This is a genomic window from Neobacillus niacini, from assembly GCF_031457145.1.
Classification (GTDB): Bacteria; Bacillota; Bacilli; order Bacillales; family Cytobacillaceae; genus Neobacillus; species Neobacillus niacini_J.
Map to the genome: position 1 here is coordinate 70744 of NZ_JAVDVZ010000015.1, position 25747 is coordinate 96490.

At 34.8% G+C, this 25747-nt stretch carries 23 protein-coding genes and 1 pseudogene; 16 read left to right on the forward strand and 8 right to left on the reverse strand.

Features of this window, described 5'->3' with window-relative positions; genetic code table 11:
• Window position 1 precedes the first annotated feature (1 nt).
• From J2Y03_RS24405 to J2Y03_RS24435, 7 genes are all read left to right on the forward strand, one after another.
• Window positions 2–883, forward strand: coding sequence for a metallophosphoesterase family protein (locus J2Y03_RS24405; RefSeq protein WP_310199331.1), 882 nt, complete (start codon window positions 2–4; stop codon window positions 881–883).
• A complete protein-coding gene (locus tag J2Y03_RS24410) occupies window positions 873–2246 on the forward strand; it encodes an MATE family efflux transporter (RefSeq protein WP_310199442.1) in 1374 nt (457 codons plus the stop codon). The genes J2Y03_RS24405 and J2Y03_RS24410 overlap by 11 nt, the downstream gene beginning before the upstream one ends.
• 16 nt (window positions 2247–2262) lie before the next feature.
• The gene (gene hisJ / locus J2Y03_RS24415) at window positions 2263–3087 is read left to right on the forward strand and encodes a histidinol-phosphatase HisJ (protein WP_310199332.1); all 825 of its coding nucleotides are present in this window, start codon (window positions 2263–2265) and stop codon (window positions 3085–3087) included.
• 57 nt (window positions 3088–3144) lie between these two features.
• Window positions 3145–3807 carry a YesL family protein gene (locus tag J2Y03_RS24420; protein ID WP_310199334.1) on the forward strand — a complete coding sequence of 221 codons (663 nt, stop codon included), beginning with the start codon at window positions 3145–3147 and terminating at the stop codon, window positions 3805–3807.
• Between the two features lie 118 nt (window positions 3808–3925).
• On the forward strand, window positions 3926–4708 hold the full coding sequence (locus tag J2Y03_RS24425; protein WP_310199336.1) for a DeoR/GlpR family DNA-binding transcription regulator: 783 nt from the start codon (window positions 3926–3928) through the stop codon (window positions 4706–4708).
• Between the two features lie 39 nt (window positions 4709–4747).
• Window positions 4748–6205 carry a CehA/McbA family metallohydrolase gene (locus tag J2Y03_RS24430; protein WP_310199338.1) on the forward strand — a complete coding sequence of 486 codons (1458 nt, stop codon included), beginning with the start codon at window positions 4748–4750 and terminating at the stop codon, window positions 6203–6205.
• A complete protein-coding gene (locus J2Y03_RS24435) occupies window positions 6198–6920 on the forward strand; it encodes an HAD family hydrolase (protein ID WP_310199340.1) in 723 nt (240 codons plus the stop codon). Before J2Y03_RS24430 ends, J2Y03_RS24435 begins: the two co-directional genes overlap by 8 nt.
• A gap of 486 nt (window positions 6921–7406) precedes the next feature.
• Here J2Y03_RS24435 and J2Y03_RS24440 read toward each other — a convergent pair whose 3' ends face one another.
• On the reverse strand, window positions 7407–9014 hold the full coding sequence (locus J2Y03_RS24440) for a glucose PTS transporter subunit IIA (protein WP_310199342.1): 1608 nt from the start codon (window positions 9012–9014) through the stop codon (window positions 7407–7409).
• Between the two features lie 257 nt (window positions 9015–9271).
• Between J2Y03_RS24440 and J2Y03_RS24445 the strand changes: the two genes are divergently transcribed.
• Both J2Y03_RS24445 and J2Y03_RS24450 read left to right on the forward strand, forming a co-directional pair.
• A complete protein-coding gene (locus J2Y03_RS24445) occupies window positions 9272–10456 on the forward strand; it encodes a helix-turn-helix domain-containing protein (protein WP_310199343.1) in 1185 nt (394 codons plus the stop codon).
• Between the two features lie 314 nt (window positions 10457–10770).
• A complete protein-coding gene (locus tag J2Y03_RS24450; protein WP_310199345.1) occupies window positions 10771–11967 on the forward strand; it encodes an MFS transporter in 1197 nt (398 codons plus the stop codon).
• Between the two features lie 107 nt (window positions 11968–12074).
• On the opposite strand, the gene J2Y03_RS24455 is transcribed toward J2Y03_RS24450, so the two are convergent.
• Window positions 12075–12818 (reverse strand): SDR family NAD(P)-dependent oxidoreductase, encoded by a 744-nt coding sequence (locus J2Y03_RS24455; RefSeq protein ID WP_310199346.1) that lies wholly within the window; start codon window positions 12816–12818, stop codon window positions 12075–12077.
• 349 nt (window positions 12819–13167) lie between these two features.
• On the opposite strand from J2Y03_RS24455, the gene J2Y03_RS24460 reads away from it, so the two are divergent.
• Genes J2Y03_RS24460 through J2Y03_RS24470 form a run of 3 tightly spaced genes read left to right on the forward strand, consistent with a single transcriptional unit; the run spans window position 13168 to window position 15572 of the window.
• Window positions 13168–13419, forward strand: a complete 252-nt coding sequence (locus J2Y03_RS24460) for a hypothetical protein (RefSeq protein ID WP_310199348.1) — start codon at window positions 13168–13170, stop codon at window positions 13417–13419.
• Between the two features lie 4 nt (window positions 13420–13423).
• A complete protein-coding gene (locus J2Y03_RS24465; protein ID WP_310199349.1) occupies window positions 13424–14482 on the forward strand; it encodes a DNA cytosine methyltransferase in 1059 nt (352 codons plus the stop codon).
• A gap of 1 nt (window position 14483) precedes the next feature.
• A complete protein-coding gene (locus J2Y03_RS24470; protein WP_310199351.1) occupies window positions 14484–15572 on the forward strand; it encodes a DNA cytosine methyltransferase in 1089 nt (362 codons plus the stop codon).
• Window positions 15573–15789: 217 nt separating this feature from the next.
• Here J2Y03_RS24470 and J2Y03_RS24475 read toward each other — a convergent pair whose 3' ends face one another.
• From J2Y03_RS24475 to J2Y03_RS24495, 5 genes and pseudogenes are all read right to left on the reverse strand, one after another.
• Window positions 15790–17277, reverse strand: coding sequence for a hypothetical protein (locus tag J2Y03_RS24475; protein ID WP_310199353.1), 1488 nt, complete (start codon window positions 17275–17277; stop codon window positions 15790–15792).
• A 330-nt stretch (window positions 17278–17607) separates the two neighbouring features.
• Window positions 17608–18069 carry a DUF3291 domain-containing protein gene (locus J2Y03_RS24480; RefSeq protein WP_310199355.1) on the reverse strand — a complete coding sequence of 154 codons (462 nt, stop codon included), beginning with the start codon at window positions 18067–18069 and terminating at the stop codon, window positions 17608–17610.
• A 180-nt stretch (window positions 18070–18249) separates the two neighbouring features.
• Entirely contained in the window at window positions 18250–18498 is a 249-nt protein-coding gene (locus tag J2Y03_RS24485; protein ID WP_310199358.1) for a hypothetical protein, read from the reverse strand.
• Between the two features lie 94 nt (window positions 18499–18592).
• Window positions 18593–18661, reverse strand: a pseudogene (locus J2Y03_RS29055) (YjcZ family sporulation protein); the annotation flags it as partial.
• Between the two features lie 596 nt (window positions 18662–19257).
• The gene (locus J2Y03_RS24495; protein WP_310199360.1) at window positions 19258–20151 is read right to left on the reverse strand and encodes a putative RNA methyltransferase; all 894 of its coding nucleotides are present in this window, start codon (window positions 20149–20151) and stop codon (window positions 19258–19260) included.
• A 496-nt stretch (window positions 20152–20647) separates the two neighbouring features.
• Between J2Y03_RS24495 and J2Y03_RS24500 the strand changes: the two genes are divergently transcribed.
• Entirely contained in the window at window positions 20648–21046 is a 399-nt protein-coding gene (locus J2Y03_RS24500) for a YmaF family protein (RefSeq protein WP_310199362.1), read from the forward strand.
• A 577-nt stretch (window positions 21047–21623) separates the two neighbouring features.
• Here J2Y03_RS24500 and J2Y03_RS24505 read toward each other — a convergent pair.
• Window positions 21624–22586 carry a hypothetical protein gene (locus J2Y03_RS24505; protein WP_310199363.1) on the reverse strand — a complete coding sequence of 321 codons (963 nt, stop codon included), beginning with the start codon at window positions 22584–22586 and terminating at the stop codon, window positions 21624–21626.
• Window positions 22587–22795: 209 nt separating this feature from the next.
• Between J2Y03_RS24505 and J2Y03_RS24510 the strand changes: the two genes are divergently transcribed.
• The 3 genes from J2Y03_RS24510 to J2Y03_RS24520 all read left to right on the forward strand — a co-directional run bounded on the left by J2Y03_RS24510 (window position 22796) and on the right by J2Y03_RS24520 (window position 25702).
• Complete coding sequence (locus tag J2Y03_RS24510) at window positions 22796–23626, forward strand: ATP-dependent DNA ligase (RefSeq protein ID WP_310199365.1); 831 nt, start codon at window positions 22796–22798, stop codon at window positions 23624–23626.
• Window positions 23627–24180: 554 nt separating this feature from the next.
• Complete coding sequence (locus J2Y03_RS24515) at window positions 24181–25104, forward strand: polysaccharide deacetylase family protein (protein WP_310199367.1); 924 nt, start codon at window positions 24181–24183, stop codon at window positions 25102–25104.
• A gap of 373 nt (window positions 25105–25477) precedes the next feature.
• The gene (locus J2Y03_RS24520) at window positions 25478–25702 is read left to right on the forward strand and encodes a DUF3986 family protein (protein ID WP_310199369.1); all 225 of its coding nucleotides are present in this window, start codon (window positions 25478–25480) and stop codon (window positions 25700–25702) included.
• The last annotated feature ends 45 nt before the right edge of the window (window positions 25703–25747 follow it).

Consider the following 25747-nt stretch of genomic DNA (forward strand, 5'->3'; position numbering starts at 1 on the left):
AATGAAACTTAAAATGAGAGAAGACGGCACTTTTAAAATTGTACAATTAACAGACTTGCATATCGGATCATTGCCTCATCATGAAGATGACTTTAAAACGTTTGACTTAATTGATAAAGCATTTGAAAATTTAGATGCGGATTTAGTCATGTTTACAGGAGATTTAATTTGGAGTGAAGGGGTGCCAAATGCAGATCAAGTTTTCATCGAATTATTAGAACGAATCAATAATCACAATGTCCCGGTAGCCATTACTTATGGAAATCATGATTCAGAAGATGAATTTGTTCGTTCAGACATGAGAAGAATGGAACAGATTTTAAAGCACTTTGTTGAAAAGAAAAACTCTTTTATTGTCGATGATCGTGAAAGCTATACCGTTGAAATTTATGATACAAAAGGTGAAAGTATTCAACATGTTCTTTATGTGATTGATTCAGGTGCATCTGCTCCACTTCCGGTTGGAGAATATGATTGGGTACATCCAGAACAAGTCAATTGGTTTCGAGAGGTTTCAAAGCAGTACAAGCACGAGAAGGCACAAAAAACCGATTTAATCTTTATGCATATCCCACTTCCTGAATACTGGCAAGCGGCTCAAAATATTTTATCGGGCGAGTGCAATGAAACAAATGATATGATTTCGGCTCCATATATCAATACCGGTTTATTTGCATCAGCCTATATGAATGGCCAAGTTGCCGCTGTATTTTGCGGACATGATCACGAAAATAATTTTGTCGGTGAACATCATGGAATTAAGCTAGTCTACGGACAAGTGAGTGGTTATCAATGCTATGGGAACAATGAGAGAGGTGCAAGAATCATTCATTTAACAGCGGATGGGATGGAGTCGAATACCATTGTCAAACGTGAATTCTAATTCTGCACTAGAAGCTCAGCAACTTCATGCCATTCCCCGTTTCAAAGTTTTGTTTTTACCTATATTTATCGAACAATTATTTAGTATGATTCTAGGCAATATCGATGTGTTGATGCTCAGTCAATATAGTGATGAGGCTGTAGCGGCAGTCGGCATGTCGAATCAACTCGTCATGGTTGGCCTAATGGTTCTTGGAATTGTTGCGTTAGGCAGTTCTGTTCAGCTTATGCAGCTCGTTAGTTCTACTAAACAACAATACTTAAAATCTGTTATCAAACATTCTATTTACTTAAACGTGATCATCTCCATTGGTTTAGCACTTGTGTATCTCATCTTTGGCCGGACATTATTAGTCTGGATTCAAACACCGGCTCAATTGTTGGATGGTGCCTATACGTATCTCGTCATTGTTGGAGTCAGCCTTATTTTTCAGTCGATTACCACAAGTATGAGTACGGTGTTTCGTAGTTTTGCCATCGTAAAAGTGGTCATGATGATCTCGATTATTACGAATGTGTTAAATATTGTCGGAAATTATATTGTTATTTTATCTCCATGGGATTTTCTAGGAACCGGTATTAGTGGAGTGGCTAATTCTACGTTAATAGCTCGTTTTGTTGGAGCTGTATTAATGATTGTTTTTTTCATTACTTTGCTGCCACAACACCGGAATGCCTTTCGAACATTAAAATTAGAAAAGTCAACGGTTCAATCGATTTTTAAATTGGGATTTCCATCGGCAATGGAGAATATTTCGTATTCAACATCACAAATGGTGATTACCGGAATTATTGCCACTTTTGGTGTAGCCATGATCACTTCGAAAATTTATACCCAAAATATTACTACGATTATTTTTACAGTAGCTGCCGCTATTTCAATGGCGAATCAAGTGATTGTAGGGCGCTATATTGGATTAAATTTTAAACACAATGCCAAGATTTATACAAAGAAAGTCATGCGCCATTCATTAGGTATCGCAGTGGTTACTTCCATCATTTTGGCGGTATCAGGATCATTTATTATTCAATTGTTTACCGATGATCCGATCATTCAACATATGGTTGTACTATTGATACTATTAAGTATTTTCCTTGAGCCAGGACGAATGGCAAATGAAATATTAATCGGTGCATTAAATACTGCAGGGGATGTCAAGTTCCCAACGATGATTTCAATTATTTTTACATTTTTGTTTACCGTTCCGATGAGTTTTCTAATCGGTGTGTATTTCGGCCATGGTTTAGTCGGTGTTTGGATTGTTTTTATTTTGGACGAGTGGGCTCGAGCGATCATCATGTATATTCGCTGGAATAACGAATCTTGGCAAGAAATTCAGATTATTCAACTAGAGAAATCATAATGGAAAGGTGAGAAATGTGAAGAAAGACGGTCATACACATACGGAGTTTTGTCCACATGGTTCAGGTGAGGATGTGGAACAGTTAATACAAAAGGCAATTGAATTAGGATTTAATGAATACAGTATCACGGAGCATAATCCATTGCCAAAACGTTTTATGGATGAAGCATCAGGAACGCGTGAAGCAATTATAACAGGTGGAATGAATGTTCATGATGTAGAGATCTATTTAAAGAAAATGCATCATTTAAAAGATAAATATAAAAGTGAAATCAAAATTAATGTCGGTTTTGAGGTTGATTATTTACCAGGTTTCGAAAACTGGACAATTGACTTTTTAAATGAATATGGAGAACAAATTGATGATAGTATCCTTTCTTTGCATTTTCAATCCGGTGTTGGCGGATATAGATCCATTGATTTTAGCCCGGAGGATTTTGATTCAGGACTCATCCAGCACTATGGCAGTTTTCAAAAAGCCCAGGAAAATTATTTTTCGATTTATTTAGAGATGGTTGAATCGGATCTAGGCTTATTTAAACCAAAACGAATGGGGCATTTAACTTTATGTCAAAAGTTCCAGACCTACTTTGAAAGGGAAGCAACGGATTTAAGTGATACGTCATTGATTTTAATAGATCAAATTTTAGATAGAGTGAAGGAAAAAGACTATGAGCTAGATTTTAATACAGCTGGTCTTTTTAAAGAGTATTGCGGTGAAGTGTATCCACCTTCTCATGTGATGAACAAGGTGAAAGAAAAAGGTATTAAATTTGTTTACGGTTCAGACTCGCACAGCTTAAACGATGTGGGACGGGGTTATGATTTTTTTATTAGATAGTAGTAACAAGCATTAAATAAGGAAAGAAAATGACAATAAAGAGGAAGAGGGAAAGTAATGCAACAATTTAATGAAAAGCTTAATCGTTTTGGAGAATGGGTGATTCGTTTAGTCGTTTTAAATTTCCTTTGGATGGGATTTACGATTGCAGGACTTGGAATATTCGGTGTTTTTCCAGCAACGAGTGCGTTGTTTTCCGTACTACGTAAATGGTTTATTGGTCAGGAGCGTGTAAAGATTATCACTGAATTTTTCCAGTACTATAAAAAAGATTTCTGGAAAAGTAATGGGTTAGGGTATTTCTTTCTACTAGTAGCCGCTGTTCTTTGGACTGATTTTCGATTTGTCAGTTCTATTGCAAACGTAAGTATGCTTGCATTAGGATATGTTGTGTTAATCTTTCTGGCTTTTTCTTTATTGTCCATATGTGTATTGTTTCCGATTTACGCCCATTATCAATTATCATTCTTCCAATATATTATAAATGCAATTTCTTTTCCGCTAATCAATAGTTTGTCGATGATTGTATTGACTGGTGCTTTATTTATGATTCAATATATTTTCAATCAGTTACCAGGTTTTATTCTATTCATTGGCATTAGTTTTCCTGCCTTTGTTATTTTGAAAATTGTTTTTCCTATTTTTAACGGAAAAAGTCTTTCGATTCATGGGTTTTTTAAGATGTTTAAACGATCAAATGAAGAAGGTATGTATTATTAAAGTTTAAGAGCCTTGCCTATAAAAATTCCTACATTTTTGGTAAAGTTTTAGTATAGATTATATGTCTGGAAACGTATTCTAATAGATTGCCATATTATAGACCTTGGAGGGAAGCTAGATGAACAAGGATGATCGGCATGTCTTTATGTTAAAGAAACTGGAAAAAGACCAAAAAGTACTTGTAATTGATTTAGCAAACTTGCTGGATGTCACACCTGAAACGGTACGAAGAGATTTAGCTGAACTAGAGATGAATGAAAAGTTATCACGTATTCATGGCGGGGCGGTCCCTTTTGTGACTACACATAAAGAAATGGTTTATGAAAAGAAAATGTCTTTGCATAAAGAGGAGAAAAAGAAAATAGCGAAACGGGCAGCCGAGCTTATTCAAGATGGTGATACGATTGCTGTTGATGTTGGTTCTACTGCTGTTCATATTGCAGATATGATTGAAAATGTACAAGGATTAACAGTCGTTACCAATTCGTTAAGTGCCGCTGGCCGTTTTAATTTGGCAATTGAAGAGAAAAGAATGACAGGTCAAGTCATTATGCTGCCGGGAGTAACGAATCCGTATCAAGCTTCAGTAAAAGGGACATATACCGTGGAGTTTTTGCGAAGATTTAATTTTAATCTTGCTTTTATTTCATGTGGCGGAGTAACAAAAGATGCTGTATATGACTTTGATATGGACGAATCTCTTGTTTCAGAAGCAATGATCCAAAACAGCCAGGAAGCGATTTTATTAACCGATTCTTCAAAGTTGAATAAAAAGTCATTATTTCAAATTTGTCCGATTTCCAACCTAATGAAAATTATTTGCGACGAAGAAAAACCAAAAGATTGGTATGAGAATGGATACGAATGGTTAACGGTAGAGGATGCAGTTCCTTCCGTTTAGGTAAATAATAGTGATAGAACTCTTATAGGAGTGGGGATTTTGATTAAGGTTACAGAAAAACCAACCATTGAGTTAGTAGTTAAAAATGATGAAACTAATTTTCTAATAAATAAAGCAATGACGTTCCATGTTCCAAAGGATGTCAATTCTATTTCAGTTTTCTTTGCAACAGAACAGCCGATGTGGCTCACCTATATGTTATATGATGAACAAAAAAAATTAAGATCACAGTTTATAAAAGGGAATGCTCCTCAGCCGGTTGTTATTCATACAGATAGTGGGAAAACTTCCCCGTATACAATCTCTGGTCCTATCCATCAAGGCGAGTGGACATTATACATTTCGATTGAAACGAATGAGGATTTTGAATACAATCTTGATTTGTGTACATGTAGTATATCATTTAATGAAGAAACGAATAACCTATCAGACCCAATCACTTGGCAAAATCGTCAATCAACGACCTTTCATTTGAAGAATTTTGATGCCAACAAAGTGTTTAATGAAAATAATAAATGGTATAAAGGTGATTTTCATACACATTCGATATATTCAGATGGGAAAATGACCAGAGAAGAGAATATGGTTAGTGCAGCAAATCAGAAATTAGATTTTTTCGTTGCTACTGATCATAACGTCTTACCAACTTCCTGGTTTGATGAGACAAATATTCTAGTCATTCCTGGGGTTGAAGTGTCTGCACTATTAGGCCATTGTAATCTTATTTCAGTGAACAAGTCACCTTTTTGCAATCAAAGATTAAGAGATATGTTTACAGAAGAAGGGATGAATCAGATTATTACTGATGATTATGGTCATTCTATCTTTTCTATTAATCATCCATTTTTAACGGAATGGAAATGGAAGTTTACGGAAACACCTTTAAAGAAAATTGATGCGATAGAGATTTGCAATGAGCCTACATATCTTGATAACGAAAAAGCAACGGAATGGGCATTGCTTGCTTGGAATTATTTATTAAACGATGGTTATAAGATTACGGGTATAGGCGGTTCAGACACTCATATGAAACCAACGGAAACCTATGAAGACAGTAATGAGCCATCATTAATTGGTGACCCGGGCACTTTTGTTTTTTGTGATGGGCTATCCGCTACTAATGTTGTAAATGCGGTGAAAAAAGGAAATGTCACAGTGTCAAGAGGGGAGCAAATTCAGTTTCAAATCGCTGACTTCATTTCCGGCGTTCATTGTAATTTAGTTGAAGGAATGGCAAAAGCTTTAGTAGACACGGAAGAGGCCATCTACTTTGAATGGGTAGTAGATGGAGAAGTGGTGAAACAAGAAAAGGGTAATGCATCGGAGTATATGTTTCATTTTCATGATGATTCCTACCATTGGATTAGAGTAAATGTAAGGTACGAAGATGGCCGTTTTTATGGTTTTTCCAATCCGATTCTCTTTGGTGAGAAGGAGCCATCATTAACAAAGTGGGGTCAGATACTGGACTTGATGAAGGAGCACATGAATGATTAAGGGGATCTTATTTGATAAAGATGGTACCTTGATAGAATTTAATTCTTTTTGGGTCGAGTCTGCGTATGCAATGATTCATTCCATTGTAAGTGAATATTCAAAAGATAATATGATCGAAAAAAGCCAAGAGATTGCTCGCTTAATTGGTCTTGATGGAAATGATGTGAAAGAAGATGCCCTTCTTGCTGCTTATACATCTGAAGATCTAGCAATCGTGATATCCAATTGTTTGCAAGTAGATAGAAATTTGATTCACAGGAAGATTAATGATTTTTTTTATGAAGAAGTTGTTACCAAAAGCGATAAAATGAAAGCTGTTGGTGACTTAGTTGCTTTATTTAAGAAATTAAAGGAACATCATTTTAGAATTGGAATTGTAACAGCTGACAATTTTGATGTTACACAATTTACCTTAAATAAATTAGGGATCAACGAATATGTAGATTTTATTGCAACTGCTGATACATATATGAAAAAACCAAATGTAGAAGCGATGCAAGTATTCTGTGATCAATTTAATCTACAAAGGAATGAAGTGATCCATATTGGTGATACAATGGTAGATATGGAATTTTCTAGACATGGATTACTTGGAGTCGGTGTACTCTCAGGTGTTAGTTCAGAGGCGACACTAAGAAAATTTACTCCTTATGTTATTAAGACAGTTGAAGATTTATTTGACAGTGAAGGAAATTTTCTCTTTGAAGACAAGTAATTTGTTTTTCACTTTCTAAGGATAATCGGGAGTTTTGACTAATTACATTGAATAGATGTTGTTATTAAAGCTGTTTGTTCTAATTTCAGTGGGACGAACAGTTTTGACTTTATATAAATTTACTAGTTTTGTATAAATATTACGTTTCACAAATCTAGATATCTTAATTGCGGAAGGTGTAAAATTCACAACATCATCCGATTCCCATTTTCCTGATGATTTAGGTATTTATTCTGATGAAATCAACAAGTTATTAGTGGACAAAGGTGTTAAAGAAGTAACTACATTTGATAAGAGAAAAAGAATAATGAGGCCAATTCATTTGAACCCTATCACTGTTTAGAAATCAAGGATATAAACTAATCAAACGATTGATTAAATATTTTGAGGTAAATTGATGAAAGAAGCTAACGTGAAGTAACCTCGGTAAACCTTAATGCTATTCAAAAGGGTTGGTCCAAATGGGACCAACCCTTTAATAATAGATTAAACCGTTAATTTCAATAAGGGTTCATTTTGTTCGACAGTGTCATGATTCATAGCTTTAATATCAAGATATTGGTCCGTATTGGTGATGACAACCAATGTTGTGGTTTCAAATCCAGCTGCTTTTATTTGGTCCATTTCAAAATCAATGAGCAGGTCGCCTTGTTTGACATGATTACCTTGCTTTACAAGCGGTGTAAAGTATTTCCCTTTCAATTTTACCGTATCAAGACCTATATAAATTAACACCTCGGCACCATTTTTAGACGTTATCCCAACTGCATGTCCTGTAGGAAATTGTGTTGTAATCACACCATCAACAGGTGAATAAATTTTTCCTGCTTCCGGTTCAATAGCAATTCCTTTACCTACTGTTTCAGATGCAAATAATGGATCCTGGATAGAGCTTAATGGAACAACTTTACCGCGCATTGGACTTTTAATGGTTTCCAACTTTACACCAAAAGCATTTTGGGTAAAATCAACATCCACTTTTGAAGTTTTGGGCTCGTATCCAAGTAGATATGTCAATAGAAATCCAATGGCAAAAGCAACGCCAATCCCAATTAGATACTCCCAAATCGGTGTAAATGCAGGAATGGCAAGTACACTCGGAAGGACAAAATCATTCATAACAACGCCAAGGCTTCCATTGATTGCCCCGCCAATTCCAGCAGCAATAATCACATAGATCATGGTTTTTCGATAACGAAGGATGATTCCATAATTAATCGCCTCGGTGGTTCCAGCCAAAGCACCAGGTAAGATTCCGCTTGCAGCAAGAGCCTTTAAATCTTTATCACGTGTTTTTAGAAAAACCGCCATCCCTATTCCCACTTGAGCAAATGGAGCGGCCGCTGCCATAGCAATAATAGGATCAGGACCAGTTGCGAGATTTACGATTGCAAGTGGTATAATCGTCCAGTGCAATCCCATTATGGTTAGGAATGTCCATGAGGCACCTAATACAGCCCCTGCTAAAAGTCCGCTTCGATCGCTTAAGAAATTAATGACGAAACCTAATCCTTCTCCTAGAAGTGTCCCAATTGGGCCAAACACCATCATCGTTAACGGGACGAGGATGAGTATTGATAGCAAAGGATTAATAAACATCTGAATATCTTTATAAATGATTTTTTTTAACAACCGATCTAGTCCTGCATAAACAAACATGGCAATAAAGATAGGAAATACGGTAGAAGAATAATCAGCTAATAAGACTGGAATGCCTAAAAAGTCGATGGTCTTCACATCGTTCTCTACAAGGTGCATCATTTCAGGCATTAGAATGGCTGCACCAATTACCCCGCCGACATAACCGTTAGCACCAAGTTTAAGAGCAATGGATATTCCAAGAAACAATGGCAGGAAATGAAAAACGGCATCTCCCGCCGCTGATAAAATCAGATAGGCACCGCTTTCATCAGACATCCAGCCTAATGTGTTTAAAACGGATAACATTGCTTTTAAGAGTCCAGCACCAGCGAGAACGCCGATAATAGGGGCAAAACTTCCTGAGATAACACCTAAAACTTTAGACAACGTCGTTTCTTTTGTCTCATTAGGTACATCTGCTGTATTTGTATGGTTTTGTTTCTGATTACTCATAGTTGTTTTCCACACTCCCATATCCTAAATCTTTTCTTTAATTTCCTCTATTACTATCTGTTATTACCTATTTTTACCGCTTTCATTTTCGCTGCTTTATATTTTTTGAAATTGAAAGTGTTAATGTAAAACTAGTATAATGATTTCAATCAAATTCCATTAGGATTTATTTGATAATATCCGGATAAAGGACAAATTTTTGCTGCTGTCGAATTGGAGGAAGGAAACTGGAACCATCAAAAATCATCTCAACGGCTATGAAAATTCAACATATAACCAATTTAAATACGTATGTATTCAATCAAAAGCGGGAGCTTATTTACCGTTATGAAATGACTTCTATCCCTTCATTTATGCCCGGTTCAGGGGAGAGTGATGTTTTATCTTTGTATGACAATATAAAACAAACAAGTCAACTTTATTCCTATATTAATGAATGGGACTTACACTATTTTGGATATTCCTTCAGCAAAAAAGAGGAAGCCTGCACCATTATTATTGGTCCGTATTTTGATAAGACACCGAATCTATATAGTTTATCAAGGGATTATCATCTCACGAGAACACAAAGTGAAGATTTAAAGCTGATAAGCGATAAAATCTATATACTAACTGCAGAACAAGCCAACAGTTATGGAAGTGTCCTTCAGCAGTTTACAAACTTGATTGAGCAGGAATTGACCCCGATTGTCATTGTTTCTGATAAAAGCAGCCGTCCTGTTCATAAGAAGGACCATTTCAATGTGGAAAAAGAGGGAGAACTAGTTAAATTGAGGTATAAGACTGAAAAGGATTTTATGCATGCGGTTGAACGAGGGGATAAAAAGGAGGCGCTACAACTCATTAATTCTAAAAATATGCTGTTTTCTTTTTCAGAACGTTTTCCAAATCAGCCGTTACGCAGAGTTAAAAATGTTGCCATTATACTAAATACTCTACTGCGGACATCAGCAAGAAACAGTGATGTCCCTGCCATCATGATTCATCGAATTTCGGAAAAATTTGCCTATGAAATTGAAAATGCAAATCAGGTGGAAACCCTGCATCAATTAGAAGACCGCATGATTGAGGAATATTGCGATGTAGTTATATCCAACTCATTAAGTAACTACACAAACATGACCCAAAGGGTGATTGAATATCTTCTCAGTTTTTATAATAAACAAATCAATAAAGAAGAATTGGCAGCAAAACTGTCCGCCCATCCCAGCCATCTATCCCGAAAATTTAAAGAAGAAACAATGATGACCATAACCGCTTATCAGCAGATGTTAAGAATAAATCAAGCCAAGCATCTAATAAAAACAGAGAATCTATCCATCGAGGAAATCGCTTGGACAATAGGCTATGATGATCCTTCCTACTTTGCTAGAGTATTTAAAAAAGAAACAGGCAGGACTCCCACTCAGTATCGAGATGGGGAGGCAGAAAAAGAAAAGTGAATTCCCGCTATCCAATTTAGGATAGCGGGGATTCTTTTTTCGATAAACCTTAGATAGAGTAAAGAGGGTAGGTCGTCTAAAAAATCCATCATTTTTCTCCTTCCTTTAAATTTTTTCTTATTATCTGTTAAATCTAATATCCAATATGTAGATGTTAATTGAATTTTTGAAAATCAAGGGATATAGTTACATGGTTAATGATTTCAATGAATTAGATTTTAAGATAAGTTTATTGAATTTTTTAAGGAGGTCTAGCGAAAACAGTATAAAAAATACTGCTAAACATAAAAATGACAGAAATAGGAGGCATAATGGTGAATAAATCAAAATTATGGACAAAAGATTTTATCATCATGTCCATATCCACTTTTTTTGGGGGTCTAACCTTTTATTTGTTAATAACGACTTTAACGGTTTATGCGGTTGAAGAATTTAACGCTTCCCAAAGCATGGCGGGTCTTGCGTCTAGTATATTTGTAGTGGGTGCACTCGTTTCACGTCTTTTTGCTGGAAAATATATTGAGGTCATTGGACGTAAACGGATGCTATATGGTGGATTATTTTTATTTCTGTTTGTGATGTTTTTATATTTTATTGTAGAAAACATGAACGTATTATTGTTTATTCGTTTTGTTCATGGAGCAGCATTCGGGGTGTTTACCACAGCGGTAGCAACAGTTATCATGGATATTATTCCGAATGAACGTCGAGGAGAAGGAATAAGCTATTTTTCATTAAGTGTAACCCTTGCAATGGCAGTAGGACCCTTCCTAGGTCTTTATCTTAGTCAGCAAGGAAGTTTTACCATGATATTTGGAATTTGTACGCTTTTCTCCCTCATAAGTACGATTATCATGTTATTTGTGCATCTCCCTGAAAGTGACATTACTAAAGAACAGCTTGGTGCAATGAAAGGTTTTAAGTTAAAAGATTTTTTTGAAATAAAAGCTGTTCCTATCTCTATAGTTATTGCAATTATGGGTTTTGCTTACTCAGGTATCCTGTCATTTATTACTTCTTATGCAAAAGAAATTGATTTAATAGATACGGCAAGTTTCTTCTTTATTGTATATGCTGTCTTCATCTTAATATCAAGACCATTTACTGGACGGTTATTAGATAAAAAAGGTGATAACATTGTGATGTATCCAGCATTGATATTATTCGTGATTGGATTAGTTGCTCTGAGTCAAGCCAACCATGGATTTACTCTTCTTTTAGCAGGAGCGTTAATTGGTCTAGGATATGGAACGATGAATTCCTGCTGTCAAGCAATTGCCGTAAAGGAATCGCCGCGGCACCGAGTAGGGCTTGCAACCTCAACCTTTTACGTATTTATGGATTCAGGAGTAGGGCTTGGTCCTTTTCTATTAGGATTTATCATCCCAATCGTTGGTTTTCGTGGATTGTATCTAACTTTGGCAGTGGTCGTATTTGCGAGTATCTTTTTGTACTATGTACTTCATGGAAAAAAGAAACATACAGAAAAAAATATCCTAAAGGCGAGTTAGTATTTACGGGAATCAACTTTTTGTCTTTAGTTTACCAACATTATTAAGTTATAAAAATAAATAACCCCCAACTAAAAGAGGTTGGGGGTTATTTATCAAGATATTAATTATAAATCTGAAATCATACCACCATCAACTACGAATTGAGCACCTGTTGAATAGCTTGAATCATCAGAAGCTAAGTAAATGACTAAGTTTGATACTTCTTCTACTTCTGCACGACGACGTAAAGGAATATCTTGTTCTAATTGTTTTAAGTATTCTGCAACATCACCTTGTTCAGCCATTGGAGTTTTAATGATACCAGGGTGAACTGAGTTTACACGGATGTTAAATTGTCCAAGTTCTGTAGCAGCACCTTTTGTCATACCTGTTACAGCATGTTTTGAAGCACTATATGCAATTGCTGTTGGAGCACTTACTAAACCATCTACTGAAGAGATGTTTACGATTGAACCAACACCTGCTTTTTTCATTGAAGGAAAAACTTTTTGCATACCTAAGAAGACACCTAGTTCATCTACTTTGAAGGTTAATTCGAAATCTTTTACTGTTAATTCTTCTAACGTTTTGAAAATACCAATTCCTGCGTTGTTAACTAATACAGTAACTGGCCCAAATTTTTCTTCCGTTTTTGCAACAACTTCAATCCAGTTTTCTTCGTTTGAAACATCTAATTTAAGGGCAAGTGCATTTTCCCCAAGTTCATCCGCTAAGCCTTTTGCACCTTCGATATTTAAGTCTGTAATAACTACTTTTGCGCCTTCTTCAACGAATTTGCGTGCATGCATGGCACCCATACCTTGTGCTGCACCCGTAATAATTGCTACTTTACCATCTAATTTTCCCATTTTGAATTCCTCCTTGTAGGTTTATTATTTTATTTTCCCTAATAAATTTAATTTAACCCTTAAAGTAATTGTGACTTTTATGTGAACAATGTTATTTTAAACCCAATTTTAATTACTGTCAATTCGAGAGTCTTGAATTCGAGATAAATTTCTTGCGAACAGCGCCTGGCACTGTTCGCATTCGATAAAATCAGGGTGGTGCCAGTGGGACCTGAACAACGTATGTAGGTTGACATAAGTTGACGTACGTTGACGTTTAGGTTATAAATATAGTGTTACATTTTAAATGTTTCTTGCTTTATTAATATAACTTGAAATCACTCTATTCTGTTAAATGGAGGAATAAAATATGGAAAGAAAGTCTTTTAAAGAATGGTTAATGGGTGAAAAAGGCCTAAGTTATCGTTCTGCAAGTGATGTATTATCCCGTTTGGGACGGGTAGAAACACTAACTGGAGTAAAACAAATTGATAATTCTACGCTACGTAAATTACAGGAATCTGAAGAAATTAGTGGATTTTCCACATCTGTAATATCACAATTGAAAAGATCCGTCAACTTAGCTCTAGAATTTTCAAGTAGAAAAACGGAAGTGAAGTAAATAAATGAATGCCCTATCATTATTTTCTAGCATTGGGATTGGAGAGCTATACTTAAGTGAACTCGATGTAAATGTTGTAGTTGCTAATGAGCTTATTCCCAAGCGAGCAGAGGCTCATCAAATAATACATGACAACTGTAAAATGATTACGGGTAATATTGTTGATGAATTAATAAAAGAGCAAATTATCTTGGAATCAAAACAAAAGAATGTTGACTTTATTTTAGCTACACCGCCATGTCAGGGACTTAGTTCAGCAGGCAGTAATAAAACAGAAGATTCCTTACTATACGATAAGAGAAACTATTTAATTCTACATGCATTGGATATTATTGATAGATTAGAACCTTCTTATATTTTAATTGAAAATGTTCCGCGGTTCTTTAGACTGTTATTTCCGTATAATAATAGTCTTGTTAATCTCGAAACATTATTGTTAGAAAAATATCGAGATAGGTATAATATTAAGGCAGAAATAATGAATGCCGCAGATTATTCTGTACCTCAGACTAGACTTAGAGCAGTTTTTAGATTATGGAAGAAAAATCTTGACTGGGTTGCCCCTGTTATTGAGCCCAACCAAGTTACCGTTCGACAAAGTATCAGCAATTTACCAACGCTCGAGGCTGGAATGACTAGCAGCATTAAAAACCACTGGGCTAGAATACACCCTGAAAACCAAATTTTGTGGATGAAACATACTCCAACTGGGTGTTCAGCATTCTCCAATGAAATCTATTACCCACAAAAAGAAAATGGAGAAAAAATCAAAGGATTTAAAAATACGTACCATCGTATGGGATGGGATAAACCTGCTCCAACCATAACAATGAGAAATGAAATCATTTCTTCACAAGAAAATGTTCATCCAGGTAGGTCGTTACCAGATGGTACTTGGAGTGATGCTAGGGTGCTAACACCTCGTGAACTTTTGATACTATCCTCTTGTCCTCCAGATATGGATAAGCCAGATAACCTGTCTGATAATGAATTTCGTCAATTAATTGGAGAAGGTATTCCACCTTTAATGTTAAAAAAGATTGTGAAAGGAATTGTAATGTAGTATGAATGCCAAAAACAGAATTAAGGGCCTTTCATTATTTTCAGGTGGGGGAATAGCAGAAACATATTTTAAGGATATAGGGATTGATATTGTCGTAGCAAATGAGTTATTAGCTCAGAGGGCAGATTTTTATAGCAAAACACATCCAGATACCAAAATGATCCAAGGAGATATCACAGATCCTAAAGTCTTTGATTCCGTAATAAGTGAAGCAATGGAACAAGATATACGTTTTCTTATCGCTACTCCCCCGTGTCAGGGCATGAGTACCCTAGGGAAAAAACAGTACGAGCTTGATGAACGGAATTCCCTTATTAATTATGCGGTAGATGCCATTAATATCCTAAAACCTGATTATGTCTTAATTGAGAATGTTCCTAAGTTCTTCAAATTATTTTATCCATTAAATGGAGAACTTGTAAGTATTGAAGAATTATTAAATAATCAATTTTCTACTGAATATAACATAGAACTTGATGTTCTTAACGCCATGAACTTTGGAGTTCCGCAGAGTAGACCAAGAGCCATCATAAAAATGTATAAGCATCATTTAACTTGGTCATGGCCTACGAAGGAAAATAAACTCATTACGCTTAGGGAGGCAATCGGACATCTTCCTTCTCTTAAAGCTGGTGAAACTTCATCCATTAAGTGGCATAGAGCACTTAACCATAGTGAAATGCAGGTTGAAGCCATGAGTCATACTTCAGAGGGAAAAAGCGCAATGAAGAATCCTATTTACTATCCAAAGAAAAAAGATGGAACACCTGTTAAAGGTTTTCATAATACGTATAAAAGGATGAAATGGGATGAACCATGTCCTGCTAGAGCAACGAACAATCATTTAATAAGCGGGCACAATAATGTTCATCCAGGTAGACTTCTCCCAAATGGTACTTGGAGTGATCCTAGAGTACTGACCTTTCTTGAACTAATTATCGTTTCTTCATTACCTTTAGACTGGAATATACCAGAAGATATTAATGAAAACTTTATAAGACAAATTATTGGAGAAGCTATTCCACCATTACTGAGTAAGGTGATTGTAAAAGGAATAAAAGAATTAGAATTTAATAGTGAGCATGTATAAACTTATTCCTTAAAAAAAATTAAATTTTAATTTAAAATGTTATAAGTGAATCTTATTAATATTTAAGCGATAAAAATTTCAGGTTTTCTCAAAGTTTGATATTTTCCATAGAAGATATCAATTTTGGGAAAACCTTTTCAGTTATCAAAAAAGACTGTTGAAAGGTTCTCAACAGCCGAAAAAAATCATTGTTTTTTCTCTTGATAATTTCAGGTCATTATATTGCATAACCATGACCAAAATTAGCATAAATATAGTCATTAACTAAATGTGTTACATCTCCACCAAGATTATTCTCGATTATTTCATCTAAGGCAAAGTAAGATATATCTCGTCCATATTTCGTTATATACTGGAAAAGATAATTTGACAATGTGACTGATTTAATGATAGCAACACGTTCTCCTCTGATATCATCTAATACTGCATGAACATAGTCAGGAGTAACAATAACGGTGTACTTCGAACCAATTTTTTCCCTATGAAGCCGCAAACGCCCAGCACTAATTTCCATAAGTTTCACTTTGCGTGCTTTTGCTTCTACATCAAACTTTTTAGCTGACTGCTCATCATCGGGATAGTATATGCACTCCACATCTGTATTTCCTGCACCACCAATATTTTCCGCCTTAACATTACGGAACAACCTGAATGCATCACGTAGTGCAACTTCAAAGCGATTAAAATCATCCGCATTTTGATTAGTAGCATACTCATTTACTGATGTTGCGATTTTTAGAAGTTTGGATATTTTTTCTTGTTCAGACATATCAATGCCTATTTCTTGAAGAAGTTCAATAGGATAAAAACTGTACATTTTTACGACCATTTCATTATCGAAGCTTTGAGCACGTTCTTCATCCGAAAATGGAATTTGATCATAAGGGTAGTTATACAACATTTTGTCCATAAAAGCAGCAATCTCAGGTTTAACAATAATATAGTCCTCACGGTATGTTCTTCTTCCAGAACCATTCCCATGTATTAGTACCCCAATACTTTTCCCGTTAGAATCATTGCAAACCTTAATAATCCCTGCTGTTTCTAATATCCCAGTAGCATAATTCCATTCGTGGAGAGCTTGTGCTATAACGGGCTCATCTCTCTTAAATATGTTATACTTTTCTCCTGCACTTTTGGTACGGAATTGCAATATATCATTAACCAGTTTTTCATATGTATCTCTTGTAACCGTCTTTAAAAACATAGCAAAGTAGAAAATTTCATCGTGATACAATCTCCCATGTAACCTAGGGTCTCTTAGAAGCTGGAATACAAGTCGATAAGCAAATATATTGTAGCGATTGTCCATTTTAGAAAAAGGTTGTCTAAATGCATTACCAAATAACATTGCTAAGAAAATCTTGCTCACTTTATTTTTGTCTTTCAGGTTATCAAGCAACAAATTCCCTAGTGGACTGAAAACTAACCTTTTCTTGTTGTTAGAACGCCTTGTATTATCGTAATATCCAAACATATACCATGCAATTTGTATTATCTTGAACTTTCCTGTGTCAATGCTTCCTCCATACCTTGGATTGTAAATACCTTCATCTATCATCTGCCCTAAGATATCATTGATATTTTCATTCGTGAGTTCATTTGCTTCACGCAAAGCATATGCATATGTTGTCATAAGGTTAAAATCATGCATATATTTCATAATGGTCCACTTTTCACGTGTTGAACTTCGATTATACCCCATAATTTAATATACATCTCCTGTGGCAATAATATTAATAGTGTATCTCCAAAAAAAATAACCCACCTTACAGTAAATGTAAGTAAGAGTTGCTGTTTCATATGAATCAGTGGTTACAAAATAAACAAGCGCTTTCAACCAACTTAATTAAAGAATAACAAAATTAACAAAAAATAACCATTTTCACTTTTTTCTAAATATTACTTCAGTACGCTTATTAAGGTTTTGCCCCCGATAGTTTAATTTAATACTTCACAATTTCATCCAAAATAAGTAAAAATGGCGATAAAATATTACAGGAAGTTGTATTATTCCTTAAGGGTCCCCCTGCTACTAAATCAAGTACATCTCCCCTTTTTCATCAAATGCATGCTTAAAATCAAATGCAAAAGGAGTGGGTCCATGTTGAATATAATAGTTATATCTCCTGAAAGCCTCCTCCCAAGAAACATCCTTCACCTTCTCTGTCCACCACACCACATATGTAGGTTGTTTCTCTTGATGAGGATCAATCCACTTGTTCCTATTTCGCAACGCTTGGCTATGTTTCCCTGAATAGGTAAAACGATATAAGGATTGAAGGCTTTTCCATACCGTTAGGGTCAGAACAGGGTAACCTTTCCCTTTAGCTTCTTCAGGGAAAGGCACTCCATCTGATGAAAACTCTTCTATAAGATGTCCTGATACAGATGCCTGACGCATCACTTTATATCCCATTTCATAAAATTCACGAGAGGCAGGGTGGTCATAGGGGTGATTTAGCCTGCCAACAGTATAGATTGAAACTAGTGCCATAAACAGCCTCCATCTATAGTCTTTTCCTAGATATATTCAAGTAAAGATGTGAAAATTCCTTCTTTCACTAACCTGCTCCGTTAGTTTAAGAAAGTAATCAATCTTATACTGAAAAAAGAGGCAGGCACTTCGCCCACACCCTCAAATTGCTTTTGCTATTTCGACTATATAACCTTTTAATTACTTCGGTTCTGACAAGCATACAAGCATTCTTATCATTTCTTCGTAATTATGTATGTGATCGATTACATAGAAGAAAAGAAGGCCCGTAGGCCCATGGAAATACTGTTTAAATCTTTTGCTTTTAGAATCTACGTCTTCTTCTTCTTTCTCTTTTAAATTCAAAGGGGAAAAATAAGAATTTAAAGGGGAAAAACCCTCTTCTTCTAAAATCGTCACGAAAAAATCGATCTCTTCTAAAGTCGTCACGAAAAAAACCCATTTGTAATCATCCTCCTTTCATTTTAGAAGTCTATATGACAAAGGGACAGATTAACTTAACCTGCCCTTTGTTCTGTACTATTTAGCAAAATGAAGCCCCTACAATGATTAGAAGTATGAACAATACAACGATTAATACAAAGCTGCTGCCGCCAAAGCCACCGCCGTATCCATAACCACCATCGTATCCACCGTATCCGCCGAACCAACCCATTTTTTTCACCACCAATCGGACAAAAGCTATTTCTCCTTATGTATATTTTTTAAAGACAAGGGTTGATTGGACATATATCATTGTTGTAAGGACAAAACAATTTCTAAAAATAAAAAAGCGTCTGCAATACAATGCAAACGCCTCTTCTGAGGTAGTTATATTGGCTTGGCGGCCTTAATAATAACTTATGCACTCAGAATAAAGCTGAATGGGACAAGTGCTGATTAAAAGAAAATTAAGCAGCCTGGATTTCCCGGATCTGGCAACCTAGCCCGATTGCACCTGTTAACCCAGTATAATAAAGTGATAAACGCCGATCCCTTGAAGTGTAAAGGATTGGCTTTTTTATGTATAAAAACATGTTACGGAGTAATCAAAAAGGAGCAGGCTTCAACCCACTCCCTTAACACTTAATAGCATAAAAAAAGACCTTCTATTGACAGTCCTGTTCTTGAACTAAAGCACCCGTTAGTTGAAGAACATACTTTAGGGTAGTCCCATCACGAGACTACCCTAATAAAAGTCCTATTTTTCTAAATTGTGTTTTTACCGATTAATATATCCAAATCAACAGTTATTCCAGCAGAATCCTTATTTAAAAAAGATTTTACTCGTTCCTCTGTTGTTGTCCAAGTTAAAGTGGTCATTTGAACCAATGATTGAATTAAAGGTTTATTAATATTCATGGTGTAACTTAACCTTGAACTATCAACAAATTGAAAACTCTCATTAAACCTCTCCACTGTATCTGCATTAGAATAATTTTGTTTTTCAGGTTTATGAAAAAGATGTTCCCTTAATTCTTTTAAATAGCCACTTTGCGGCACAACTTTAATTACTATACCGTCAGCTTTCAACATTCTTTTAAATTCAGCATAATTTGAAGGAGATAAGATATTAAGAATAACATCGAACTGTGTATTCTTAAAGGGTGTGTTTGCAAGATCAGCCACAGCCCAAATCTTATTAGTGTAGTTCTTAGAAGCTACCATGATACCTTCTTTAGAAATGTCTATTCCTACTCCAACTACTCTTTTATAAGAGTCAGAACTAACAATATCGCAAATATTAGAAAGATGCGAACCCTCACCACACCCAGTATCAAGTATAGATATTGTTTCATTTGTTTTAACAACATGATTATGCATAACTTTTGCAATGGCATGACTTAATGGTTCAAAAAAGGCACCTTCGGTAATAAGTTTTCTTCGTGCTTCAAAAAGACCTTTGCTGTACTTGGTGTATACTGAGTGAGTTGTCAAGTTGATATATCCTTGCTTGGCAAAATCAAACGTATGATTATTTGAGCAGATTAAACTTTTAAACTCCAAAACCTTCATAGACAAATTACAAATTGGACAAGCAAAAATGGTTTCAAAATTGCTCACATATTTTGCACTCTTTATTCTTTTATTCTCTTGTAACAAAGAAGTCACCTCATTCATTCGTTTTTAGATAAATGAAAAAGGCATAGACAAATAAACCCTCATCATATTTTTAAAAAATATGAGTTGGATTCGAAAAATAGTCTATACCTATTTCTATCTATAACGAATGAATTTAATAATCATGGAAATAGCTCCTTATTTACATAGATTGGGATTAAACCCACAAACAATAATAACAACCATTATAGTATTTGCAAATAAATGTTTACCTCTTTTTAAACACTTTTTTTCTTAAACTAAACTGCCCTTTACTTCAATATGAAATGCCATACTTCCTTCTTGGAGTATGGCACCCATTACTTTAAGTACATTCCTTCACAAATTAGAACAAACGGGCATTCAATTCTTTTTATAATCAAAAAGAAGGAAAAGTATATTCATTTGAAGCAAAAGATAAAGAAAATCTTTTTTTCATAAAACCTTACCAATACTAATATTATTAACAGTACTCTAATTTAAAAGGGGGTTCCATTTTATGAGTAAAGTTAAAAGGGAAAGAGAAAATTATGAAAGAAATAGATCTAAAAAAGAAGAGCAGTCTAACAAAACAAAAAATTCTGAAGAATCGGAACAAACACATGTTCATGAATTTTTGGCAAGTACCAAATTAGCTGAAGAAGGAGAGGACAGGCATAATCATCGTTTTGCAGGAGTTACAAGTGAAGTAATTCCAAAGGGTGATAGTCATGTACATGTGCTTTTAACTAATACCGACTTTTTAGATCATCATCATGAGGTAGGAATACAAACAGGTCCTGCTATCCCAGTTGGCAATGGTAAACATGTACACTTTGTCAAAGGAACCACTACCCAAGATGATGGACATGTCCACGAGCTTGAATTTGCTACTTTAATTGATAAGCCTCTTGTATAAGGGGAAAAGGTTACCTTTAAGGAGGACTAGGGTGAGCACCTACTAGTGTTTCACCTTTTCTATTCCTCTACAATTGTGTTTCAGTAATTAAATTTTGGGATTTTGAGGTAACCTCTCTTAATGGTAATCTAGTTTAATAGATACAACCTGATAAATTACGGCTTTTGCTTACCTTATCCAATCTTTCTTTCGTAGTACCCGTTACATAACTTATGACTCCTATTATGACTACAACGATAGAATTAGAAACCTCTATCTGGAACAACAGTAAACCTAAACAAATAGCTAATAAAAGGATAATAATTACATTAAGTGCAGCCTATTAATTTTACTTAAAGGGCTTTAATACCCTACAATTTTTATATGTTCGTTTTGCCATACTCCTTTACCCATTTCTGCAATTATCCGAATTGCTTGGCATTAATCTATATTTTATTTCTAAAAAGAACATAATTGGTTAAACATTATGCGGTAGACCAGCATTAAAACATGGTTAAATAATTAATTTATTGAACAAACCTGCTTCGTTAGCTGAAGAAGGGATCGCTGTTGGTACATTCTTGTGACTGAAATCATTCTAAGTTACTTTTTTAAAAGAAAGTCCTTGTGAATATTTATAACACGTTTCTAATGCCTCAGATATATTATAAGTTCCACTTTTCTCCAAATGTTTTTCAAGTTCAATACAAAGGGAATAAATTGGAACTAAGTTTGGTATTTGTAAAATAATATAACCATTCTCATCTTTGGAGAAATAATTTCCCGGCTTTACGTTTTCCACTGGTAAAAAAGAGCGTTCAAATAATTTATAACTATAAATAAAATCCTTGTTGATACTGGTTTTTTTACCTATTGTCGGATAAAAATTCAAATTATATATTACCTTATTATCTAAGAATGAGAATTTAAGAATTGTGGAAACAATTTCTTTCAACAATTCAAATTTTTCATCAGTATTAGGTTTACCTTGGTTTTCATAAATACTTTCTAAGGCTCTTTTACCTAGTTCATGGCATGAATAGGTTGAAAAAGGCAATGTAGGGGCATCTGTTGCATTAAAATAGCAGGCAGCAGTATATATATTATCTGCTTTAGTTAGCTTAGTGATAAGTACGGTTGGATTAATTTCTTCAAAATTAATATTTAACTCTTCACATTTTTCTTCCATTTGATGTCTGAACTCTGTCTCTAATTCAAAGTTTATAACCGGACTCCATTTTTTTAAACGAAACTCTCGTTTCTTTGCATAGTCTATTGCATCATCAAGGTCATTGGCTATTTTTTTATAGTCAGGGTTAGTCCATGCCTCTTTACCATACATTGAATAAATCTCAATAATTTTCTCTTTACCAAATTTTTTCTTCGTTGCGATTCTTTTATAACCATCAATTTTTCCATCTATGCGAAGCCTTGTAAACGTAAATCTAGGATCAATAATTTTCAATAAAAACCTTGCATGTTCTTCAAAAACAAATCCCGAAAAACTTTGTAATTTTTTCTCTATTAACCGAAGATGCATTTTTTCTTGTATTTCTTCCATATCAATCCCTCCCTTTGGCTCTTTTTATTTAATAATATCCTATTTAGACTGAAACTTCGAAAAATAAAAAACTTCTATTCATAATAATTACTAACTAATTTTGAAAGTAAATTCATGCTAGCACTCCCGAAATGTTTTATTTGATGTAACAAATATTTCTAGTAAGAATTAGTCAATTTATCTGTTATCATTATTTTGAGGTGGTTTAGATGTTTGTTTCACCTATGCTGTTGCATAAAATTGATGAGCCATTAGATGGTGCAGATTTTATTACGGAGTTAAAGCTGGACGGTGTTCGCTTAATGCTGTCCAAATTTGATAATAAAATAAAAATATACACTAGACATAATAATGAAGTTACAAGTAAATTTCCAGAACTGTGTAAATTAGATATTCCTGACGGCACGCTACTGGACGGTGAAGTTGTAGTAACTGACCAACAAGGTAAACCAGATTTTGAGGCGATGATGGAAAGGTTCATGTCGAGTAAATCAATTCATAAAATACAATACTGCGTTTTTGATATTCTTTATCACGAAGGTAGGAAAGTAACTCATTTACCGTTGGTGGAGAGAAAGGAACTGCTGGATATATTGATTGAACAAAGCGAACATATCACAAAGGTCCAGTGGATGTACGGCAATGGAGAAGCCTATTTCAATCTTGTAAAAGAGCACAGTTTAGAAGGAATTGTCCTTAAAAGAGCTGATTCCTCTTATCAGATAAATAAACGCTCGCGTGACTGGCTCAAGGTCATCAATTCTCAATATGCTGACGCCTATATTATCGGAGCCAAAAAGGACGAATTTGGCTTGCTTTTGGGGATAGAAGAAGGCGAGAAAATTCGACCAGCAGGAGTCATGGAATTTATGAATCTCGAAGCAAAAAAGATATTCTATAAATCACATCAGGATTTGATCACTGGTGAAAATAAAAAGTTTATTTTCCTTGATCCAAAAATGAAATGCCGGATAAAATTTAGGAACTACACAAAGGACGACAAATTAAGAATCCCATCATTTGTTGAATATATCTCTTAAAAATCGTTGGTTAATTCAACGATTTTTTTATACATAAAATCACAAACATATGTTCTAATCTATATTAAGGAGTTGGGAAAATAAATGATTCGTGATCGAGGATCTTGATATCTAGAATTAAAATATGTGAAACATTGAAATGTAAAGTTTTTTTCAATGTTAATATATAAACAACGACTTTTGATTTCATCAAATAGAACCCGGTGATTCTTCTTTAACTAACGGGGCACCCCTTTAGTTGAAGAAGGAATTTGTATTTTTCCCGTAATATACTTTATCAGATATATAGGAAAGTATAAATGGGTTTCTATTGGGTGGGCTTCATTTTTTGTTTGTTTAATTGTTCATTTTTATTATTAATATTTGGTTTATGGAAAAAGTCTTGGAAAGTTGTTTATGGTAATGAAGTCAGGGAATCTATAAGATTTGCTATTGTCTTAAAACTTCATGCAGCATAATCTCCTATGCCAATGGGAAATCTACCATCATCAAAATATAAAAATGAGGGGTTTCAAATCAGACAATATCTAAGGCGTCTTTCATTGCTTTCAAGTATGTTAGTGTTGACATCGGGGTTCTCTATCCCCCTGAATAAATCTATTTCTACAGAGTCTAATAATAGAGGTGTCACCACAACTTCCTCGGAAGTTAATAAAGATGATCTTTACAAAAAAATCGAGGCATATAATGAAGAGTTTAAAATTGAACCGATTGATGCAAAAGTCGATAGAGTATGGAAAGCGATACCGGGTTACAATGGGTTGCACGTGAATATGAAGGCTAGTTATAAAAAAATGAAGATAAGTGGTAAATTTGATAAAAACAAGATTATCTATAAAGAAATACCGCCAAATGTCCATTTGGAAGATTTAGCTCTAGAACCGATTTATAGGGGTAATCCACAAAAACCTATGGTTGCTTTTTTAATCAATGTCGCCTGGGGTAACGAATACATCCTGGGAATCCTAAAGGTTTTAAATAATCATCAAACCAAGGCAACGTTTTTCTTTGATGGAAGTTGGGTTAAAAAGAACCCTGATCTAGCCAAGATGATTAAGGATGCCGGTCATGAAATCGGCAACCATGCTTATAGTCATCCGAATCTCCAAAAGCGTTCTGAGGCTGAAACCATGGAAGAGTTGAAAAAGACGAATGATGTCATTAGGGGAACCCTTGGTATAACACCAAAGTGGTTTGCCCCACCAAGTGGAAGTTTTAATCAGGTAACGATACAAGTAGCTAACCGACTTGATATGAAAACCATTCTATGGACAGTCGATACGGTCGATTGGCGAAAGCCCGCAACTTCGGAAATGGTTAGAAGGGTTATATCGAAGGTAGAAAATGGCTCAATGGTTCTAATGCATCCTACAAAGCCTACGGCTGAAGGGATGGAGACCATGATAATGGATATTAAAGCAAAAGGATACAAACTTGGTACCGTTAGCGATCTTATGAGTGAAAAGCGCATAAATTAATCAGTTAGCATGAATGCAAAGTACAGATATTAAAGAATTGTTCAAATAAGGTTGGGTCAATCTATATGAGTGAAAAAACCTTAAGCGAACAAGAGTGGGTTTACAATTATCTAAAACGTGGTAAAAGCCCCGTACCTCTTGTTATAGGCACAAGAGGTACCTGGGGCATAAATCGCTATGGGAATGAAAACACAAGCGAGAAAGATGGAAATCCAACTATAATGAGGCTTCGTTGAACGGGTGCAAGAGTTAAGTTCCAGCTGCCATTTGGGCGGCTTTTTCTTATTGAGCTAAAGGGCAGTTTACTTGAAGAAGGATTGTTGATTCTAGCTGTCGAATTGAGTAATTAAAATGATAAAAATAGAGGTGCTTAATGGATATTTTGTATGATAATAAATATCATCTGCATTTAGGTTTTTACGAGGATAATTGTGATTATGAGTCGATAGCATTTAAAAGGCAATCTAAGGATATATGGGATATATTCTTTGATTTTAAAGGGTATGGGATTAAAAATATTACCCCAGAAAGCGAATTAACATTAGAACCATTTGGAACAAGAATTTTTTTCATTTATAATAAAGGAAATAGAATATGATAATGGAGTACAGCAGTTTAAGCAATGGTTATCCATTAATAAAAT

Coding starts and splice junctions, on each gene's coding strand:
- J2Y03_RS24515 (WP_310199367.1), top strand. CDS start 24,181: ATGTTAGTGTTGACATCGGGGTTCTCTATCCCCCTGAATAAATCTATT.
- J2Y03_RS24405 (WP_310199331.1), top strand. CDS start 2: ATGAAACTTAAAATGAGAGAAGACGGCACTTTTAAAATTGTACAATTA.
- J2Y03_RS24480 (WP_310199355.1), bottom strand. CDS start 18,069: ATGGCACTAGTTTCAATCTATACTGTTGGCAGGCTAAATCACCCCTAT.
- J2Y03_RS24445 (WP_310199343.1), top strand. CDS start 9,272: ATGAAAATTCAACATATAACCAATTTAAATACGTATGTATTCAATCAA.
- J2Y03_RS24500 (WP_310199362.1), top strand. CDS start 20,648: ATGAGTAAAGTTAAAAGGGAAAGAGAAAATTATGAAAGAAATAGATCT.
- J2Y03_RS24455 (WP_310199346.1), bottom strand. CDS start 12,818: ATGGGAAAATTAGATGGTAAAGTAGCAATTATTACGGGTGCAGCACAA.
- J2Y03_RS24465 (WP_310199349.1), top strand. CDS start 13,424: ATGAATGCCCTATCATTATTTTCTAGCATTGGGATTGGAGAGCTATAC.
- J2Y03_RS24435 (WP_310199340.1), top strand. CDS start 6,198: ATGATTAAGGGGATCTTATTTGATAAAGATGGTACCTTGATAGAATTT.
- J2Y03_RS24510 (WP_310199365.1), top strand. CDS start 22,796: ATGTTTGTTTCACCTATGCTGTTGCATAAAATTGATGAGCCATTAGAT.
- J2Y03_RS24440 (WP_310199342.1), bottom strand. CDS start 9,014: ATGAGTAATCAGAAACAAAACCATACAAATACAGCAGATGTACCTAAT.
- J2Y03_RS24470 (WP_310199351.1), top strand. CDS start 14,484: ATGAATGCCAAAAACAGAATTAAGGGCCTTTCATTATTTTCAGGTGGG.
- J2Y03_RS24475 (WP_310199353.1), bottom strand. CDS start 17,277: ATGGGGTATAATCGAAGTTCAACACGTGAAAAGTGGACCATTATGAAA.
- J2Y03_RS24425 (WP_310199336.1), top strand. CDS start 3,926: ATGAACAAGGATGATCGGCATGTCTTTATGTTAAAGAAACTGGAAAAA.
- J2Y03_RS24420 (WP_310199334.1), top strand. CDS start 3,145: ATGCAACAATTTAATGAAAAGCTTAATCGTTTTGGAGAATGGGTGATT.
- J2Y03_RS24505 (WP_310199363.1), bottom strand. CDS start 22,586: ATGGAAGAAATACAAGAAAAAATGCATCTTCGGTTAATAGAGAAAAAA.
- J2Y03_RS24460 (WP_310199348.1), top strand. CDS start 13,168: ATGGAAAGAAAGTCTTTTAAAGAATGGTTAATGGGTGAAAAAGGCCTA.
- J2Y03_RS24520 (WP_310199369.1), top strand. CDS start 25,478: ATGGATATTTTGTATGATAATAAATATCATCTGCATTTAGGTTTTTAC.